Here is a 16800-nt window from a genome sequence, read left to right as displayed (position 1 = left end):
CCCGGAAATCTCGATAGTGTGCTGCGCCAAATTGCCGGTATTTTCCCGGCTGGCCCGGATCATTCGGAGGCCGCGCTACCCAGCCCGCCCAGACTCCCGCCAGCGTAATCACTACCGGACTTCAAACGCAATTAGCAGAGCGCGCGCTACGCGCCTCAGGCAAACGGAAAAATATCACCATGGGTTTTACTTGCGGTATTGTCGGCCTGCCTAACGTGGGCAAATCCACCCTCTTCAATGCATTGACCAAGGCGGGAATCGACGCAGAGAACTTCCCCTTCTGCACCATTGAGCCCAATGCCGGCGTAGTGCCTGTACCGGATCCCCGCCTCGACAAGTTAGCGGAGATCGTCAAGCCCCAGAAAGTGATTCCAACCACCATGGAATTCACCGATATCGCTGGGCTCGTTGCAGGTGCCTCTAAAGGCGAAGGTCTGGGCAACAAATTCCTCGCCAACATCCGCGAAACCGACGCCATCGCCCATGTCGTGCGTTGTTTCGAAGACGACAACGTTATCCACGTTGCCAACCAGGTACACCCGGTATCCGACATCGAGGTGATCAACACCGAGCTGGCCCTCGCCGACCTGGACACCGTAGAGAAAGCTCTGCAACGTTTTACCCGCGCCGCCAAGGGGCAGGACAAGCACGCCATCAAGATGAAAGCGCTGCTGGAAAAAATCCTGCCACACCTGAACGAAGCCAAGCCGCTACGCTCCTTTGGCCTGTCCGAAGATGAACTGACGGACCTGCGTGAACTGAGCCTGCTCACGGTGAAGCCCACCATGTACATTGCCAACGTGCACGAAGACGGCTTCGAAAATAATCCGCACCTGGACGCCGTTGCCGCCATCGCCGCTGAAGAGAACGCTGTACTGGTACCCATCTGCAACAAGCTTGAAGCGGAAATTGCCGAACTGGACGACGATGAGAAGCAAGAATTCCTGGAAGAACTGGGTATGGAAGAGCCGGGCTTGAACCGGGTAATCCGCGCCGGTTACCAACTGCTTGGCCTGCACACCTACTTTACCGCCGGCGTGAAGGAAGTGCGCGCCTGGACCATCCCGCTGGGAGCCACCGCACCCAATGCCGCCGGCAAGATCCATACGGACTTTGAGAAAGGCTTTATCCGCGCCGAAGTGATTAGCTACAGTGACTTTGTCGATCACAATGGCGAGGCTGGGGCCAAAGACGCAGGCAAGTGGCGCCTGGAGGGTAAAGATTATGTTGTCGCTGATGGTGACGTAATTCACTTCCGCTTCAACGTCTAATCCCCCTGCTATCTATCCTTCGCCTCCCCACCCCGGGGAGGCTGTCTCTGCGGCGTAAGATCCATGGCGCAATCAAACTGGAAAGTCGGCCTGCCTTTGGCATTGACCACCGTCTTTATGTGGGCAGCCCTGCCCATCGCCCTCAAAGGCCTTTTGGAACACATCAGCCCTGAGACCGCCACCTGGTATCGTTTTGCTGGCGCGGCGTTGTTGGCGGGACTCTACTACGGGCGTGCACGGCAATTGAAATTAAAGGCACTGTTCAGCCGCAGCCTGCTGCTGTTCACCCTACTCGCCGTGGCCGGGCTGCTGTTGAATTACCTCACCTATGCCAGCGGTCTAAATCACATCACCCCTGGTGCGGCACAGATCGTGATCCAGCTAGCCCCGCTACTACTGCTGATCTCCAGTGTTCTGTGGCTTAATGAACGCTTTTCTCCGAGACAGTGGGCCGGTGTGGCCCTAGTGGTGATGGGGCTACTGTTATTTTTCAACCAGCGTCTCGCCGAGCTGGGGAGCGGCGCCGATAGTGATTACCTGCTGGGGCTCGGATTGATCCTGATCGCCGCGGTATCCTGGGCGGTATATGGCTTTTTCCAGAAGAAAATCCTCAGCCGCGCCACACCCCAGGACTTGCTGGTATTGATTTATATTGCTGGCACCCTGTGCTTCCTACCCATGGCAGATCCACTGGATGTCACCCATCTGGGCTGGCTGGACTGGCTGCTACTTGCATTTCTTACCGCCAACACACTGATCGCCTATGGCGCCTTTAGCAAGGCCCTGGCGCACTGGGAAGCCTCCAGTGTCAGTGCCACTCTGTCACTGGTACCAGTAATCACGCTGCTGTTCAGCACCCTGGTGAGCAGTATCTGGCCCGATTACATCGCGGTGGAGCCGCTTAACTGGATCAGCTGGAGTGGTGCCGCTGCGGTGGTGTTGGGTTCCGCCCTCGCCGCTATCCGTTCCGGGCATCGCGCCAAGGGCTCTGCGGCTCCAGATGAAAAAAATCGCTAACTAACTGAAAAGAATACAAAAAAGTGTTGACACACCCAGCCCATCGATTAATAATGCGCGCCCTCGGGACAGCCGAGACAACAAAAGAAATGGCAAGGTAGCTCAGCCGGTTAGAGCGCAGCACTCATAATGCTGAGGTCGGGAGTTCGAGTCTCCCCCTTGCTACCATTTCAAATCACAGAGACTATTCTTTGTGAACCTTGAAACTGGGGCGTAGCCAAGCGGTAAGGCAGCGGGTTTTGATCCCGTCATGCGAAGGTTCGAATCCTTCCGCCCCAGCCATCTTCCAGAATTTATCCCGCAGGCCCGAATCAGGGCAGCACTCAAAGCCAGGCTACTTTACAGTTACCAGCTACAGCTGATATTTTTTATCGCAAAACATCTAGTCTTTGCCGCCGGCACGCAGTCGCGCGCCAGCATTCGCCAAGTACCCTTATTTAACCCCCGGTATCAAACTCTCCTCTACGGCAACTGCCTTAGCCTCTGAACCAGATCCTATTACTGTGGCCGTTCCACGGTTGAACGCTCGGCGCAACCCCAATACCCGCAGCCACTCGAATCCCAGTAAGCACAGCAATAACGCCAATAGCACTAGAGGTCCTCCCAGGCCGCTTAGGGCTTGCCGTTCCGACGCACAGGTCCACACAAGCTGTACAACACACAGTAGAGCCACAATTAGCAGGGTAGGTTTGCGCCCCAGCAAGCTCACAACAAAAACACCAAGGGGCGCCCCCAAGGCCACCACCGGCGCCGCTGCCAGCCAGTTACCAAAAACCCCTGGCTGCCAGTCGCCGGCCAGCGACTTCACCAGCACACCGAGTACAGAGCAGAAGGCCATAATCACTACCGAGGTGGGAATCGCTACCTTCAGGTCCACACGGCTCAGCAGCACCAAAGCCGCGTACACCAGCATATCCACACCAACCCCGGTTACCGAGACCACACAGAAGCCTGCAAAAGCCCCAAGCAGAAGACCTACACGAAAATCCGTTGGGCACTGCGGATCACCCTTGTGCTCACAGTCGGTGATCTCGGCGAGCCGATACAAATGAAATATCCCAAAGCTACCCCAAAGCACCGCGAAAGAGAGCTTCACCCACAGCTCAGAAATCATCGGCGCAAACAGCAATATGCCCGCGGGGATGGCCAATAAAGAACCGAGTAAGGCGCCGCGCAGCATCGACCAGGCTAACGGCTGCTGCCGACAAAGAATAAACAGGCTGGCACTAACCATACCGATCGACTGCACCGCAAAACTGAAGTCGCGGCCGAGACTGGCAGGCATATCAAATAAGAGCACCAACACGGGGAAGCCCACCGTGCCTCCGCCCATGGGCGTGGAACCGGCGGCATAGCTGCCGAGCGCCATTGCAAGCGCCATAGACCAATGCTCCAGTGCCAGGGCCAAGTTATCGCCCTGCATAACGAGAAACAGCCAGGCTCCGTAAAATAACGCCAACCAGGCAAACCAGTAGCGGAGAGAGAGCCGCGCTAGGTATTTCATTTTATTATTCGCGAACTTAAACGTCAGAGGGGCTAATAGTGGTACGAGTGCAAGGCGGGATCAAGGAGGGATAATGACTGCTGATAACTACATCTCGTAATACTGATACGCGCAGGCAGCCCGGCAACTGCAATTGCCGGGCCATACAGGATTAGTTCAGGCGCTTCTTGCGAATCAGATTCTGAACCTGCATGGAGGACATCATGGAAGCGTAGATCGCCGGCAGAGCGCCACGCTTGCGCAGTTCCAGGAAGTCTTCATCGGACAGCTTGTTCAGCTTCTCTTCGTCAATCACGTAAAAACCAGTCAGATCGTAGGGCTTATCTTCTTCGGTAATACGCAGAGTCAGCTTCTTCTGGGTCAGCAGGTCTTTGGATACCAGGAATTCGATAAACGACTCGGTAACAGATACGCGCTGGGCAGTTTCTACCACCGCCTGAGCGCGGTTTTTCAGGTAGTCAGTCTGCTCGCCCTCACCGTCAAACAGAGCCTCACCTGCGGACTCACTCAACATACTGGAGTCTTCATCGATACACAGTACCGCCTGATCAGTGTTCTCTGGGTTCTTCACCAGCACGAATGGGTAGGTGCGAACCTGCAGAGGAATGTAGCTGCCATTCCAGCCCTCAGCGCCAGAGAACAGGTTTTCACCGGGACGTAGGCCTGTAAGGGCAACCACTTTAAACTGCTCAGCATTCTGGTCTTTTACGAACAGGATCGGATAGCTCTGGGCCGCCTGAACAATTTCCTGAACCACCAGCGGCAAAATATGATTGCTGCTCACATGGTCAAAAGTGATGTCCTGGGTGAGTTTCAGGTTGGCGTGTGCCTTTTTATCCAAAGCTTTGATCTGTGCCATAAGTACAACTCCTAGCTACTTTTATAGTTACTTAATTTTCAGAGATACCCTAACGTACCACTTAATTGGCTTATAAACGATGACAAGCGCTTTCCTGTAGTCGCCGGAAACCAAAGTCAGCATTAAACAGGTAAGCGGGCCAACAGGCAAACAAAGCCTGCTGTAAATGCCAAAAACCAAATTTAGTGGATTATAAGGAAGACTTTCAAGCAGGCCGCAACAACTTGTTTGAAAGAAAGTCATTGCGGAGATACGAAAGGACCCAGTGACGCGATTAGATAAATATTGCAACCCCACTGACGAATAACTTCCAGGCACGCTAATGATAAGGTGCTACCAAGTTATATAAGCATAGGCCGACAACTTGTTATTAATTTCCCATATCACAAGTTGCCGACAGGACTGCAGCTCTACCTACAGGTTTAACTTAGCTTTCAGCTCACTGACCGCTCTAGTGAGTACAATATCCGTACCGCTACGGACATCATTCACTGTACGCTCAACTAAAATATCCGGTTTAACTCCATAGCCAACAAATTCACGCCCATCTGGATAGGTATCCCGCTTGGTACAAACCCTAAAAGAACCACCTCCAGGAAGATCGAAAAATATTGGCTGACCAGTGCTACCATTTGTTGGCTCACCAACAATGGTAAAGTGCTCAAGTGGGTCAGCATAAATCAAGAAGTCTTCCGCTGCCGATGCCGTATTTCTTCCAATTAGCACATAAGTAGGCACTATGTGATTATTATCCAATTTAGCCTTAAGCTTTTCTGAAGGGTCCCCACCGACTTCCCAAGCATTCCCCTCCCCATAAGGGCGATATTTTTCCATCTCCTCAAACTGGTCAGCGAAAGCACCCCAAGCTTTATAGGCTGCGATATGCTTGGGAGTCTTCCAGACAGAACCTGGTAAATCTCGGTCAGCCAGATAAGAGATAATCTCTCCTGCGTGACTGGTATTGCCGCCACCATTAAAGCGTAAATCTATTATCAACCCTTTTGATTTGGCAATATCTTCATAATGAGATTTAAACTGCTCAACAACCGCCTGTTTCCCAAAAGTATTTAAAGCTACATAGGCTATATCATCATCAAGCCACTTAAGCTCAAATGGCTCACCATTCGACTGAGGTTGTGCAATAGAGGTGTAATCAATCTTCCTCCCACGCGCATCCCGCTCAACCTGTACTTTCTTAATTTCACCTTTAGGGGTTTCTATAGTGAGCTCAACTTTGGAACCCGGAACGCCGTCCAACAGATCTCGCACAGCTATACCCCATAAAACGTGTTTGGTAGAGCTGGCGATATAAGGCATCACCTGTTCCTTCATGTATTTCTGCACACCCTGGCCATCTACAGTAACAATGGTTGACCCCAAAGGAATTTCAGGTGCTAAGCTCCTCTCCACCCCGATTATCACCGGCTGTTGATCAGCTTCCTTTAGGCGAATAGCCGGCCATCCGACATACTTAGCAGGCATATCTTTGGGGAAATAAACATTGGTGTGACCATCCTCAAGCAATGCGTTAAAGCGACTTAACTCACGATAGTATTCATAGCTGTTTTCTGTAGCTAAAACTCGAGGAATAAATTCGCGATACTTCGCATCAAAGTCAAGATCTGGAACCTGATCGAAGAAAGCAAAATTGTAACTGACCTCTTTCCAAAACAAAGAAAGACCGTATAACTTTTCTTCATCAGATAAGTTATCGGGCACTACATCAATGCTATCTGCATAGGTAGTGCTCGCTGAGGCCGCCACAATAGAAAATGCTAGAATTATTTTTTTTAACATAATATACGTCCTAAAACCAAGGTGCCTCATGCTACAGATTTAAATGAGGTAGATAGCTCAGCTCACCTTAAAAAAAGAACATTTCATCGTGAAAAGTAGATAGCCTAAAGCGTAGCTTCTTTACTTTCATTCTTGTGGATAAGCCTTTAACGTGAGTGCCAAAATCTCTTTCACCACCATTTCTGGCTCATCATTTTGAGGATAGTGATAGCTCTTCTCAGTCAAAACAACCCGCCCCTGTGGAAATGCATGGGCCCAACTTGAATGTAACTCCCCCCATCTATCCCGGGCCTCATCAGTAAAGAAAAGAAGAGGAGGATTGTCATACTTTTTAATTGAGGCAATTACTGTGACGGGTATATCTGGGATTTGTGGATAGTCAGGTAAAGGGCGTTTAGACCAAAAATCCAGGTACTGATTCGACATGCCGTTCTTCATATCATCCAGTTTTACCTGAGCAATTTGCTCTTCGGCCAATTCCAAATTCAGAGATCGCATAATATCCACATCATGCTCAGAAGAAGGCTCTATCAGCATCAACGCTGCCATTCTTTCTGGGTACTGTGCGGCAAACGTTCGGGCTACATGAGCACCATAGGAGTGCGCAATATAAGTAACTTTCTCTTTAACCTCCAAAGACTCCAATAAGGCCTTGGCCCCTTGAGCATAATCCTCAGAGCTAAAATGTTTCTTGATGGCTGTAGAATTACCATTGCCAACACGCGAGTAACGTATAACTCGTGCATGCTCTGCTAGCCTGTCATAGATTCGATTCCAGTCAGACATGCCAGCCGAGCCCCCCGCTTCTAAAAACAAGATAGCCTCACCAGATCCTTTGATCTCATATTCAATACGGTACTCACCCACAGGAATCTGTTCCGGCGACGCAAAAGCATATAGCGGAAGTGCAAGCACTATGAGTAGGAGGATTAGATGCATATACAACCCATAATAACGATCAAAGAATCCAAACTTAAAAAATAATAGAGCCACTATGTGGCAGCAACACCCTGCCCTAAGCGCGCTTCATTGCCTGGTCCGGGGTGTTCCGGTACCAGCTGAGCCAATCCCAAAGAAACCAAAGCCATCAAAGATCCAGCAAAGAAAACCATCGCTGGAGAGGTGAGCCATAGCAAACCAAACAAAACAGGGATAATAACCGCCGCGATATGATTAATGGTAAAGCTGACACCTGCAGAGGCTGCGATGTCACGTTCATCCACGATCTTTTGGAAATAGGTCTTGATGGCAATGGCCATAGAGAAAAACAGATGATCGATAATATAAAGCGCAGCTGCCATCATCGCGCTCTCTACCAATGCATAACCAGCAAAGACTAGTGCTAAACCAATATATTCCAGAGTGAGGATTCGGCGCTCACCAAAGCGAACAATAAACTGGCCAATTTTCGGGGCAATATATAAATTCAACAGGTGGTTTACGGTATAAAGTGCAGCAACTTCCCCTACGCTATAACCAAACTTCTCAACCATCAAAAAACCAGCAAAAACAATAAAGATCTGCCGACGTGCACCGCTCATCATTGTCAGAGCGTAGTAAAGCCAATAACGTTTGCGTACAACCAACTGTTTTCTCTGGCTATGGGGCTGATTAAATTGAGGAAAAAGTATCCAGGCCACCAGGGCAATAATAACTGTGCTCCCCCCTCCAATCAGGTAAACCCAGGAATAGTCCAACCCGCCAAAATTCATCAAGCCCCAAACTAGCCCATAGGCCAACAATGCGGCAAAAGAGCCAGCTGCAGCCATTCGCCCCATCCAGATTGCCGAAGTCTTCTTTGGAAACCACTGCAAAGCCAGAGAGGTTTGCAGGGTTTCATAGAAGTGAAAACCGATCGACATCAATAATGTCGTGAGTAATAAACCTGTGAGAGATGGAAAAAAACCGGTCAGCATCACACCAATCCCGGTTGCTACAAGTGAGAGAAGCGCCAACCGCTGCTCACGAATAAGCAGCAAAACAAAGATCACTGTAAAGGCAAGGAAACCTGGGATTTCCCGCACACTTTGTAGCAAGCCAATATCAGCCCCAGTAAATGAAGCTTTGGCTATCACAAAGTTATTAAGGAGGGTATTCCAGACAGAAAAAGAAAGTGGCATTGAGGCTGCAAGGATCAACAGCAGAATTTCCGGTCGACGGAGGCGTTGTAACATAGCGGGACTCCTACACTGAGGACAGCAATATACGCTATACAACGCTGGCGTGTAAATTGAGCTTAAGATGACTGCCAATCACCACCAAACCGGCTATTAATTCTGCCTTGTAGTAAAGACAAGGCTCTTCTCATTTAAACCCCACTGGGTCAGTTAGAACTTACACAAATAGAGTTCTGAGACTTCAGTGTCTCTCTCGTAAATATGATCAAGTGCCCCAATGAGATTCTTAATCGCTACATAGCAGTTTGCAATCACTCTTCGGCGAAACATTGACCCTGTAAACCATTTTCAATAAGCATCAATTATCACCTATGCTTTGACCAGGACTCAGATCACCCATTTTCCCATACTACGGCATATACGTATAAATTCTCCTTGACGGCTTAATCACTGGAATTGGCAAATGAACATCTCCCCAAAACTTCCTGCGCTGTCACTAAAACTCACTATCTGCGTCATATATTTCTTATCGACGTCATTAAATACTGCGGCACAAGAAAATAAACTGCCAGACGGACTCAAATTAAACGAATGGAAGGTCCCCTGGCAGGGACTGCCCAGAGACCCCCATGTGGATAACAGGCAGCAAGTTTGGTTCTGTGGACAGGCCGGAAACTACGTCGGTCGATTTTCTCCGTCTGATCAGACGTTTAAAAAATTCGAGGTCCCTGAAGGAACCCACCCTCACAACTTGATAGTAGATAAGCAGGGCATGGTTTGGTATGCGGGCAACCGCAATGCTCATATTGGGCGTATGGATGCAGAGACCGGTAAAATCACTCAATACCCAATGCCTAAAGGTGTAAATGATCCACATACACTGGTATTCAACCGTGAGGGCAATATTTGGTTTACAGCCCAACAGAGCAATCGCATAGGCATTTTGGATGTAAATAATGGAGAGGTGAAAGTAGCTACACCACAAACTGCCAACGCACGCCCTTATGGAATCAAGGTAGACTCCCAAGATCGCCCCTGGGTTGCTTTATTTGGTACAAATAAACTAGCTTGGGTAGACCCTAAAACCATGGTGGTAAACGAAATCTCAATTCCCCGACCAAACGCTCGGCCTCGCAGGCTGGAAATCGATACATCTAACAATATCTGGTATGTGGACTATCCAGAGGGCTATCTTGGCAGATATACGCCCAGTACAAAAGAATTCAAAGAGTGGAAGCTCCCCACTGAAAACCCTCGCCCTTACGGAACCGCAATGGATAACAAAGGCCGGCTATGGGTAGCAGACACCGGTGATATTCCTAACATCATCTTTGCTTTTGATACAGAAGCACAAAAGTTTGTCAGTCAAACGACTGTACCCAGCGGAGGCAACATTCGATATATGTATTTTAACAATAAAGATGGAAGCTTTTGGTTCGGTGTCGATTCTGGATTTCTAGATCAGGGAATACCAAAAAAATGAGTCTTTTAAAAAATTACAGATAAATTTATAAAAGGAACTCCCAGCAGGAAACACCAAGGGCAGCCTGCTAAAACTGGAGTCTATCTAACGACCTCAACACAGTGTTTTAGCCCAAGCGATGCTCAGATCCTTCTTTTTTCTCAGAAGGAAGTATACAGATAGTAATAGCCACATGTTCATTTTTATATTCAAGCAAGGGGTTGAACTTGAGGACTACTCAGTTAGCTCCAGCAACCCAATCGAGAATACATTTACAAGGTAGATGTAGATCTTAGCGCAAATATAAATGCAGAAAATTCTGCACGAAGAAAGAAATCAATTAATTGATGAGAACTCCAGCAATAGAATCCTCTTAAATATTCCCCCCAACAAACGCCTCTCAATATAGGAGCAGGCTTCCGAAACTTATTGAGGGGTTACTTTTCCACGACTTGTAACCTTTAATTTAAAAATCACCAACCATTAGAGAAGATTTCTTTGACTTAATTAGGGTGGCACTAAAAATTTAGTTAAATCTTGATTACACATAAAGTAAGAATGCAGGCACCTACTCTGGCCGAGGCTGCCAATTGATCACAGTGGGATAGGCCTTATTCTCGCACAACCAAATTACTGCTCGAATCCCAGGCCTAAGTCCTGCTTGTGGATCAGTAACCTTTCCCCAGTCACTCTCCAGAAACTCTTTCCCTTGTAAACGGAACTGACCGAGAAGTGCTTTCCAGCTAGGCATCGTCAATTCTAATGATTCTTTGGTGTCGTAATCAGTGGAAATCCATACTTTAATGCTGTTTCCTGTCCGCACTAATTTTGTCACCTCTCCCTGCCAGGAAGTCAGCTGGTTCCTATTACAAGCCACATAGTCTGGCACAGCGAGCCTCTGGGCAGTTACATTAGCCGTATTTATAGATATCAAAGTAAATAGGATAAAAAATCGGATACTTTTCATAATTATCAGTGTATCGGGGGGAATAATCCCCCCGAAAATATTATTATAGACCGCGGTAGGTACTGCTTTGCTCATCTGCGCGAGTAGCCTGCCCCTCTGTGAATTCGTACATACAGCTATCGTCAGTGTAATCCATAAAATTTGTAATCGGATCAAGACCGGCTGCGTTCCGCCCCCTAGTACAGGAATCCCTACCTACTGGACACCCGTAAGCCGGCGACCTCTCGGCAGGAGTATCGGAAACATAATCACCATTTCCACCACAGCCGCCCTGGAAGGTATGATACAAACCTAACCAGTGACCAACCTCATGAGTAAGAGTATCGCCCTCGTTGTAAGGCGCTGCATCGCCACCAGGCACAGAACCGGTTAAAATAACTACCCCGTCATCCAGCGGATCTGAAGAATAGCTGCTTGGGAAAGTTGCCCACCCAAGTAGACCACCGCCGATATCAGCCACATAGATATTCAGGTCTCCCGCATCACCAACACGCAATGAACTTTTCATAGCGCGCTCTGCGGAGGAACCATATCCAACGTTATACCAAGAATTATTAGCCGTTACTGAAGTTGAAACCAGATTAAAGGTAAATGGTGTACTCGCATAAGCATCATTAAGTACTGCCATTTGCGCATTAATTACATTGCTGGGTAGCGACCCATTATTGGCGTTATCAGTAATAACATGGAAATATACATCAATAGTTACAGAACCCGCTGGACGTAGCGTATGAGTTCCACTGCTTATACTACGAGACTGTCCGCGCAGCGCAGTAAAATGCTGCTCTTTCAAAGCAGCCTCCTGAATAGAGGGGTGATTAGTGCCACAACGTTTAAATTTAGCGTTGTCATTAGCACGCTCAAGTGAAGAATCACTTTCAGCAAAACTGATAGCAGGTGATATTAGCAAACACAAAGATAATGCAGTTTTTATTGAAGTTGAAAGATTAGCTTTTCTCATAACCTGAACCTTAATTATTTTATTAAATTGATAACCCCAGACAGCCCGCTCACCTTCCATGCTGAAGACAACTACTGTCAATAGTACCAACTCTCAAAATAGTAATAATGACATTGGTTTCTTTAATGAGGCGGCAAGTTCAACCAAATGGCATAAAAAGAATTAAATTCAAGGACTACTTCAAATGAAGACTCCACACCAGAAACACAATAAAGACAGGAAAAATAGTTTCACAGGTAATCATTTCTGGTGAAAAAATATTAAAAAATGCTTTTCACACCTTAAAAACATTGCCTTACGATGAGTCAATATCCGAAAATTCTTTTTGAAAAATAGTTGTTAGCTACTATAACTTCCCTCCCTTACAGAAATTTCAAACATGACCTAAGCCCCCTGACGCACTCGATACAAGCCAATCAATCTGATAACAACAGAGATTAATAATCTAGGAAAAATAAAGAATGGAACTCGATCAAAAGCAAAGAAAAGCAATAAAATTAGTTACCATCTATCCATTTGCCTTATTCATTATTTCAACCTTTATTAACTTACCCCTTGCGGATATAGGATCGACCAAAGTCAGCCTGCCTTCTGTATCACACTTACACATAATAATTATTTCGGCTCTGATATTGACAGGAAACCACAGCCTGTTAATGACATCGACGGAGATCACTAGAGTGAAATTCAAAATGTACTCCACACCAGAGGAATGGCAAGAAAGCGGCAATAACAGGGAAGTAACATCTGGATTAGCAATTAGTGAGCTTAAGCGAAATCATAATGCACACAGAAACCTAACTGAAAACACTTGCATCTTCACTGTGCTCGCGATTCCTTTTGTATTAATTTCTCCGCCATTAACAGTCACTGCTATCTGGATTATAGGTTTTGCTGTGGGCAGGTTGGGTCATTCAGTCGCCTATCTGGCAGGAAAAACTGGCTTGCGAGGTCTTTTTATGAGCATTAGCCTATTAGCTACGTATGGAATAGCTAGCTATCTTATATACGCTTGGTTTGTTTAGATTTACCTAATTACCACTTATGCTAAGCCAATTTTTAGCAACCTTTCCGGCATCGGTGGTGTTCGAAGAGAGACGTAAATCAGTCTTGGAATGAGTGCCGATAAATCAAATCTCCGATTAAAGCGATATTGAAACTCTGCCAAATAGCGCTGTGCATATTTCGGCCTAATAGCATGGTAAGTGCTACGCAGCGCACTCTTTAAATTACCAAGTACTGTATTTACCCAATAGAACTCAGGCTCTTCAACAGAAGCACGGCCACCACCACAAACAATTTTGTCATGTACACAACCGGCCTCCTTAATGGCATTGAAGCATGGAAGGCCATCTGAGATAACTGTGCTGCCACTGCAAAGGGACTTTTTACTCCAGGTTGAAATTTCACTGCTTTTGAAGCCCTTGATAATTGAGAGCTTAATACGGGTTGGACGTCCCTCCTTGGTTGTTTCAACGGCCGCAACAAAGGGGGTTTTACCCTTAGCTCCGCGCCCGGGCTTGCATCCAGTACGCTCACCACCGAGATAGGCATCATCCAGCTCAATAAAACCGGACAGTTTGTATCGTTGGTCTCGCTCCATCATCACTTGCATGAGTTTCTGCTTCATACGCCATGCTGCGTTGTAAGAGATACCTAGATGTCGAGATAGCTCCATAGAGGAAATACCCTTCTTATCCTGAGTAATCAGGAAGATACCGAGAAACCAGGTGGTGAGGGGGAGCTTTGTGGAGTCAAAAATTGTACGAGAGGTAATCGATGTCTGGCGCCGACAACGGTTACATTGCTTAAGCTTGCGATAAGCGAGGGCGCAATGTTTGTCATGCCCGCAGTGAGGACAACTAAAGCCATTGGGCCAGCGCCATCGCGACAGCGCATCGAAGCACTGTTCCTCGCTGCCGTACATTTTGAGGAATTGGGTCAAACTAATACCCTTCTGAAACTGTACCTTGTTGCGAGCCATGGTGTATTCCCTTGCAGATCAACGAGATAACTGTATTTATATACAGTCTCGCTTGACTTAGCAAGAGTGGTAATTAGGTAGATTTATATTAGATTAAGTAGATGTGTATTTACAGGCTAGGCAAGATTATTCATAGTGGGACCAATAATCTCAGAAAACCAGCTTAAGCTGCTCGATACGATCAGGGATTTTTTTAGACCCTTGAATTGACACAGATTTTCGTAGATAAAATCGCGCCCTTGTCTTTGGAACCCTTAACATTAGCTGGTGCCTCTAAGGGGTACAGGTGCATAAGATTCAGGAAAAACCTGAAGCAATTACCATATGTAACCGACCATAGGGACCATATTCCTAGATGGGCACCTAATTCCTGTGTGAATGCTATATAAACGATAAACATCCACACTCCAACCAACCATTTTCACTTGGGAACTTAATCTTCAGACCTCTAATCTACCCAAAAACTTGGAAAATTATTTTTTATCTAATTTAGACCACAGTAAAACCTTCATAGTATCAGAAAATTGTACTCATCAACCAAGCGCAACTGAGGATAAGGTTAACATCAACCAAGCACTAGTAAACTGACTTCTTTAATCGATAACCAAAGCTATTTTCCCGCCTTGTCCCTGTCAGCTTCCAGTCAGAATAATTAAAGATATGAATCCTACCTTCACCTGTCTTTGTTAAGCCTACCAACTTATCCAGTAACTCCATATATTGAACTACCAATTGAGAGTTCAATATATCACCATCAATTCGCCCTTGCCTTCTTGGAAATAGATCCAAAAAAGCCTGAATATCCGTTAAAACTTCCCACCGAATTTTTGACATACTTAGTGGCCTAACCTGTTCATAGCCACTTTCAGGGTCATCACTTCTAAACCTAGCACTTGGACCGCTAAATAAATTAATAGGCGACCACATAAAGCAATCTCTCAATGACTGCTGGGTTGACAATCCAATTGGGGCAGATCTAGATGCATTGCTTAGTGGTCCTCCTGAGGCCACACAACGCTGCAAAGAATCAACTTTAGATCCATCAAAAGCTGGATTTTTGATTATCATGCGCCCAATATCGAAAAACTCGCCCATTCCTTGTATATCAACAATATGATGCCTACTGAAACCTAGTAAATCTTTATCAAAACGCCCGATCAACTTTTCTGAAACCCCTTCCTTATGGATCTTTGGCCGGGAAGATGGCTTTGACATTTTAGCTCTATTGCTCATGGTCAACTCTATGCAGTTTTTTAATACTAAAATTAAACAATTTAAAACTTTATAAATCAATAAAAATATATTGTATGTAATGGCATGTACTTCTGTATAAATGAATTAGCTTTAACCAGCAAACCCATCAGAAAGTATTCTGCAATTCTAAGACACTTGAAAAACACAAAGCACTTATTACATTTTTAAAACCCACCAAAATTAGATGACTGGCACGGTACTAATGTATATAAAAATATAAGCGCCAATCAAAGTAATTTATTTAGATGATTGATAAAAAAGATCGCCCTTGATGGAAGAATCATTACTCCTGCCAGCAGTATCTGCATCCATCAATGAGTTTAACTTATTAAGCGATCAGAGCAATTGTGGATATGATAGGCATCGAATCCACTAGAGTTGACTTTTGCGCTCCAGCATTCATTGAAATCATATCCATACTGACAGATCTCATTAAGTCCAATAGTAATGCAATTTACTTTATCCTCTACATTACAGCGGTATTACGGCTGATAGGAATTTATCCTGACCTGTGTAATCGAAGCCACAGTAGGTATTATAGTTTTGCTTGAAACCAAGGCCCTCAGTGAGGGGCACTCTAGGGTGCAGTAGTTACAATTGCAGGTTCTCATGCAGGTTGTCTTCTCTTTTGGCGATCTGGCCTGCTTTGTTGTATTGCTAGCTACGCTTCAGGATGGAGTCTGACTGAGTCGGATCTGATACCGGACTATTGGCCTTGCCCAGTCGCAGTTTTTTACAGACGGCCCTGAAGATCGTAGTCTCTCTGGCTTTCCAGCCCATTGCCGAGCTGACGCTGGCTTTCCCTGCCCTGTTCATCGTGACTGATGCTGGTGATCAGATGATCGGTTTCGCTGCCCAGTGGCCGGCGGGGTTGAAGGCGAAGTCCAGTACTTCACCATCGGGTAATGTTGTGGCAATACGATTACCGACGGCATCGTATTGGTGGCTCAGTTTGTCTTTGCCCTGCCAATCGGCAACAACACGCCCATTGGCATCGCACTCCCAGCGCAGTTTGCGGTGGGTATTTTCCGCCTCAATTAATTGCCCACTGCGGTTGTAGCGGAAGTTGGTAATACCGTCTGGAGTGACTTCTTCTAAAAGGCGGCCGAAGGGGTCGCGCTCGAAGATGGTATCGATACCCTTACCAGTATCAGTGTCGGTTACGGCTCTGGAGCTGATTAAGTAGCCAGCGCGATTATAGGCATAGCGGCTCACGCGGCCATCGAAGCCGACTTCTTCAATCAGGCGCTCATTGAGATCGTATTTAAGCTGGTAGCACTCTCCATTCTCATTGGTAAGGCCAACTAAGTTGCGCTCACCGTCATAGTGGTATTCCAGGCGGCTGCCGTCCGGGTTGGTGCGGGTCTTAACCTGACTGAGGCCATCGTAGGCGTAACAGGTACTGAGGCCATCAGAATCGGTGACTTCGGCCAGCCCCCCCTGAGGGTTGTAGCTGTATTGAGTGCGGGCGCCATCTGGTGTGATTACCGCATGGATGCAATCCTGGGCATCGTATTCGTAGCCAGTGAACAGAAACCTGATTAAAGGTTAATTAAACGACAATAATTTACTTTTATTCCATTTATTTCTCTAACCCCATTTATTCT

At 46.8% G+C, this 16800-nt stretch carries 15 protein-coding genes and 2 tRNA genes; 8 read left to right on the top strand and 9 right to left on the bottom strand.

All coding sequences use genetic code 11. The annotated features are described in order from the left end of the window. Nucleotides 1-179: 179 nt before the first annotated feature. The 4 genes from ychF (at nucleotide 180) to ACJJIT_RS03835 (ending at nucleotide 2570) form a co-directional block, all read left to right on the top strand. A complete protein-coding gene (gene ychF / locus ACJJIT_RS03850; protein ID WP_252083035.1) occupies nucleotides 180-1271 on the top strand; it encodes a redox-regulated ATPase YchF in 1092 nt (363 codons plus the stop codon). Between the two features lie 63 nt (nucleotides 1272-1334). Further along, a complete protein-coding gene (locus ACJJIT_RS03845; protein WP_252083036.1) occupies nucleotides 1335-2288 on the top strand; it encodes a DMT family transporter in 954 nt (317 codons plus the stop codon). Between the two features lie 91 nt (nucleotides 2289-2379). Beyond that, nucleotides 2380-2456 (top strand) — tRNA-Met (locus ACJJIT_RS03840). 39 nt (nucleotides 2457-2495) lie between these two features. Further along, a tRNA-Gln gene (locus ACJJIT_RS03835) sits at nucleotides 2496-2570 on the top strand. 151 nt (nucleotides 2571-2721) lie between these two features. Here the strand turns inward: ACJJIT_RS03835 and ACJJIT_RS03830 are convergent. The 5 genes from ACJJIT_RS03830 to ACJJIT_RS03810 form a co-directional block, all read right to left on the bottom strand. After that, nucleotides 2722-3792 carry a sulfite exporter TauE/SafE family protein gene (locus tag ACJJIT_RS03830; RefSeq protein WP_444900038.1) on the bottom strand — a complete coding sequence of 357 codons (1071 nt, stop codon included), beginning with the start codon at nucleotides 3790-3792 and terminating at the stop codon, nucleotides 2722-2724. Nucleotides 3793-3943: 151 nt separating this feature from the next. Then, a complete protein-coding gene (locus tag ACJJIT_RS03825) occupies nucleotides 3944-4651 on the bottom strand; it encodes a SapC family protein (RefSeq protein ID WP_444900037.1) in 708 nt (235 codons plus the stop codon). A gap of 414 nt (nucleotides 4652-5065) precedes the next feature. Further along, complete coding sequence (locus tag ACJJIT_RS03820; protein WP_444900036.1) at nucleotides 5066-6448, bottom strand: S41 family peptidase; 1383 nt, start codon at nucleotides 6446-6448, stop codon at nucleotides 5066-5068. A 126-nt stretch (nucleotides 6449-6574) separates the two neighbouring features. After that, nucleotides 6575-7315 carry an alpha/beta fold hydrolase gene (locus ACJJIT_RS03815; protein ID WP_444900035.1) on the bottom strand — a complete coding sequence of 247 codons (741 nt, stop codon included), beginning with the start codon at nucleotides 7313-7315 and terminating at the stop codon, nucleotides 6575-6577. A gap of 125 nt (nucleotides 7316-7440) precedes the next feature. Then, on the bottom strand, nucleotides 7441-8622 hold the full coding sequence (locus ACJJIT_RS03810) for an MFS transporter (protein ID WP_444900034.1): 1182 nt from the start codon (nucleotides 8620-8622) through the stop codon (nucleotides 7441-7443). A 406-nt stretch (nucleotides 8623-9028) separates the two neighbouring features. On the opposite strand from ACJJIT_RS03810, the gene ACJJIT_RS03805 reads away from it, so the two are divergent. Continuing rightward, on the top strand, nucleotides 9029-10048 hold the full coding sequence (locus ACJJIT_RS03805; protein WP_444900033.1) for a Vgb family protein: 1020 nt from the start codon (nucleotides 9029-9031) through the stop codon (nucleotides 10046-10048). 989 nt (nucleotides 10049-11037) lie between these two features. Here ACJJIT_RS03805 and ACJJIT_RS03800 read toward each other — a convergent pair. Further along, the gene (locus ACJJIT_RS03800; protein ID WP_252083044.1) at nucleotides 11038-11787 is read right to left on the bottom strand and encodes a zinc metalloprotease; all 750 of its coding nucleotides are present in this window, start codon (nucleotides 11785-11787) and stop codon (nucleotides 11038-11040) included. A 28-nt stretch (nucleotides 11788-11815) separates the two neighbouring features. Between ACJJIT_RS03800 and ACJJIT_RS03795 the strand changes: the two genes are divergently transcribed. Both ACJJIT_RS03795 and ACJJIT_RS03790 read left to right on the top strand, forming a co-directional pair. Continuing rightward, nucleotides 11816-11962, top strand: a complete 147-nt coding sequence (locus tag ACJJIT_RS03795) for a hypothetical protein (RefSeq protein WP_252083045.1) — start codon at nucleotides 11816-11818, stop codon at nucleotides 11960-11962. 454 nt (nucleotides 11963-12416) lie between these two features. Continuing rightward, a complete protein-coding gene (locus tag ACJJIT_RS03790) occupies nucleotides 12417-12980 on the top strand; it encodes an MAPEG family protein (protein ID WP_444900032.1) in 564 nt (187 codons plus the stop codon). Between the two features lie 17 nt (nucleotides 12981-12997). On the opposite strand, the gene ACJJIT_RS03785 is transcribed toward ACJJIT_RS03790, so the two are convergent. The 3 genes from ACJJIT_RS03785 to ACJJIT_RS03775 all read right to left on the bottom strand — a co-directional run bounded on the left by ACJJIT_RS03785 (nucleotide 12998) and on the right by ACJJIT_RS03775 (nucleotide 16408). Further along, nucleotides 12998-13939, bottom strand: a complete 942-nt coding sequence (locus ACJJIT_RS03785) for an IS1595 family transposase (protein WP_444900031.1) — start codon at nucleotides 13937-13939, stop codon at nucleotides 12998-13000. A 576-nt stretch (nucleotides 13940-14515) separates the two neighbouring features. Then, the gene (locus ACJJIT_RS03780) at nucleotides 14516-15172 is read right to left on the bottom strand and encodes a hypothetical protein (protein WP_444900030.1); all 657 of its coding nucleotides are present in this window, start codon (nucleotides 15170-15172) and stop codon (nucleotides 14516-14518) included. An 855-nt stretch (nucleotides 15173-16027) separates the two neighbouring features. Continuing rightward, complete coding sequence (locus ACJJIT_RS03775) at nucleotides 16028-16408, bottom strand: hypothetical protein (RefSeq protein ID WP_444900029.1); 381 nt, start codon at nucleotides 16406-16408, stop codon at nucleotides 16028-16030. 111 nt (nucleotides 16409-16519) lie between these two features. Between ACJJIT_RS03775 and ACJJIT_RS03770 the strand changes: the two genes are divergently transcribed. After that, a complete protein-coding gene (locus tag ACJJIT_RS03770) occupies nucleotides 16520-16738 on the top strand; it encodes a hypothetical protein (RefSeq protein WP_444900028.1) in 219 nt (72 codons plus the stop codon). Nucleotides 16739-16800 lie beyond the last annotated feature (62 nt).

The sequence above is a fragment of the Microbulbifer mixtoriginis (SeqCode) genome, assembly GCF_052467515.1.
The sequence above is the reverse complement of the archived record's forward strand: the minus strand, read 5'-3'. Positions and strand labels throughout refer to the sequence as shown.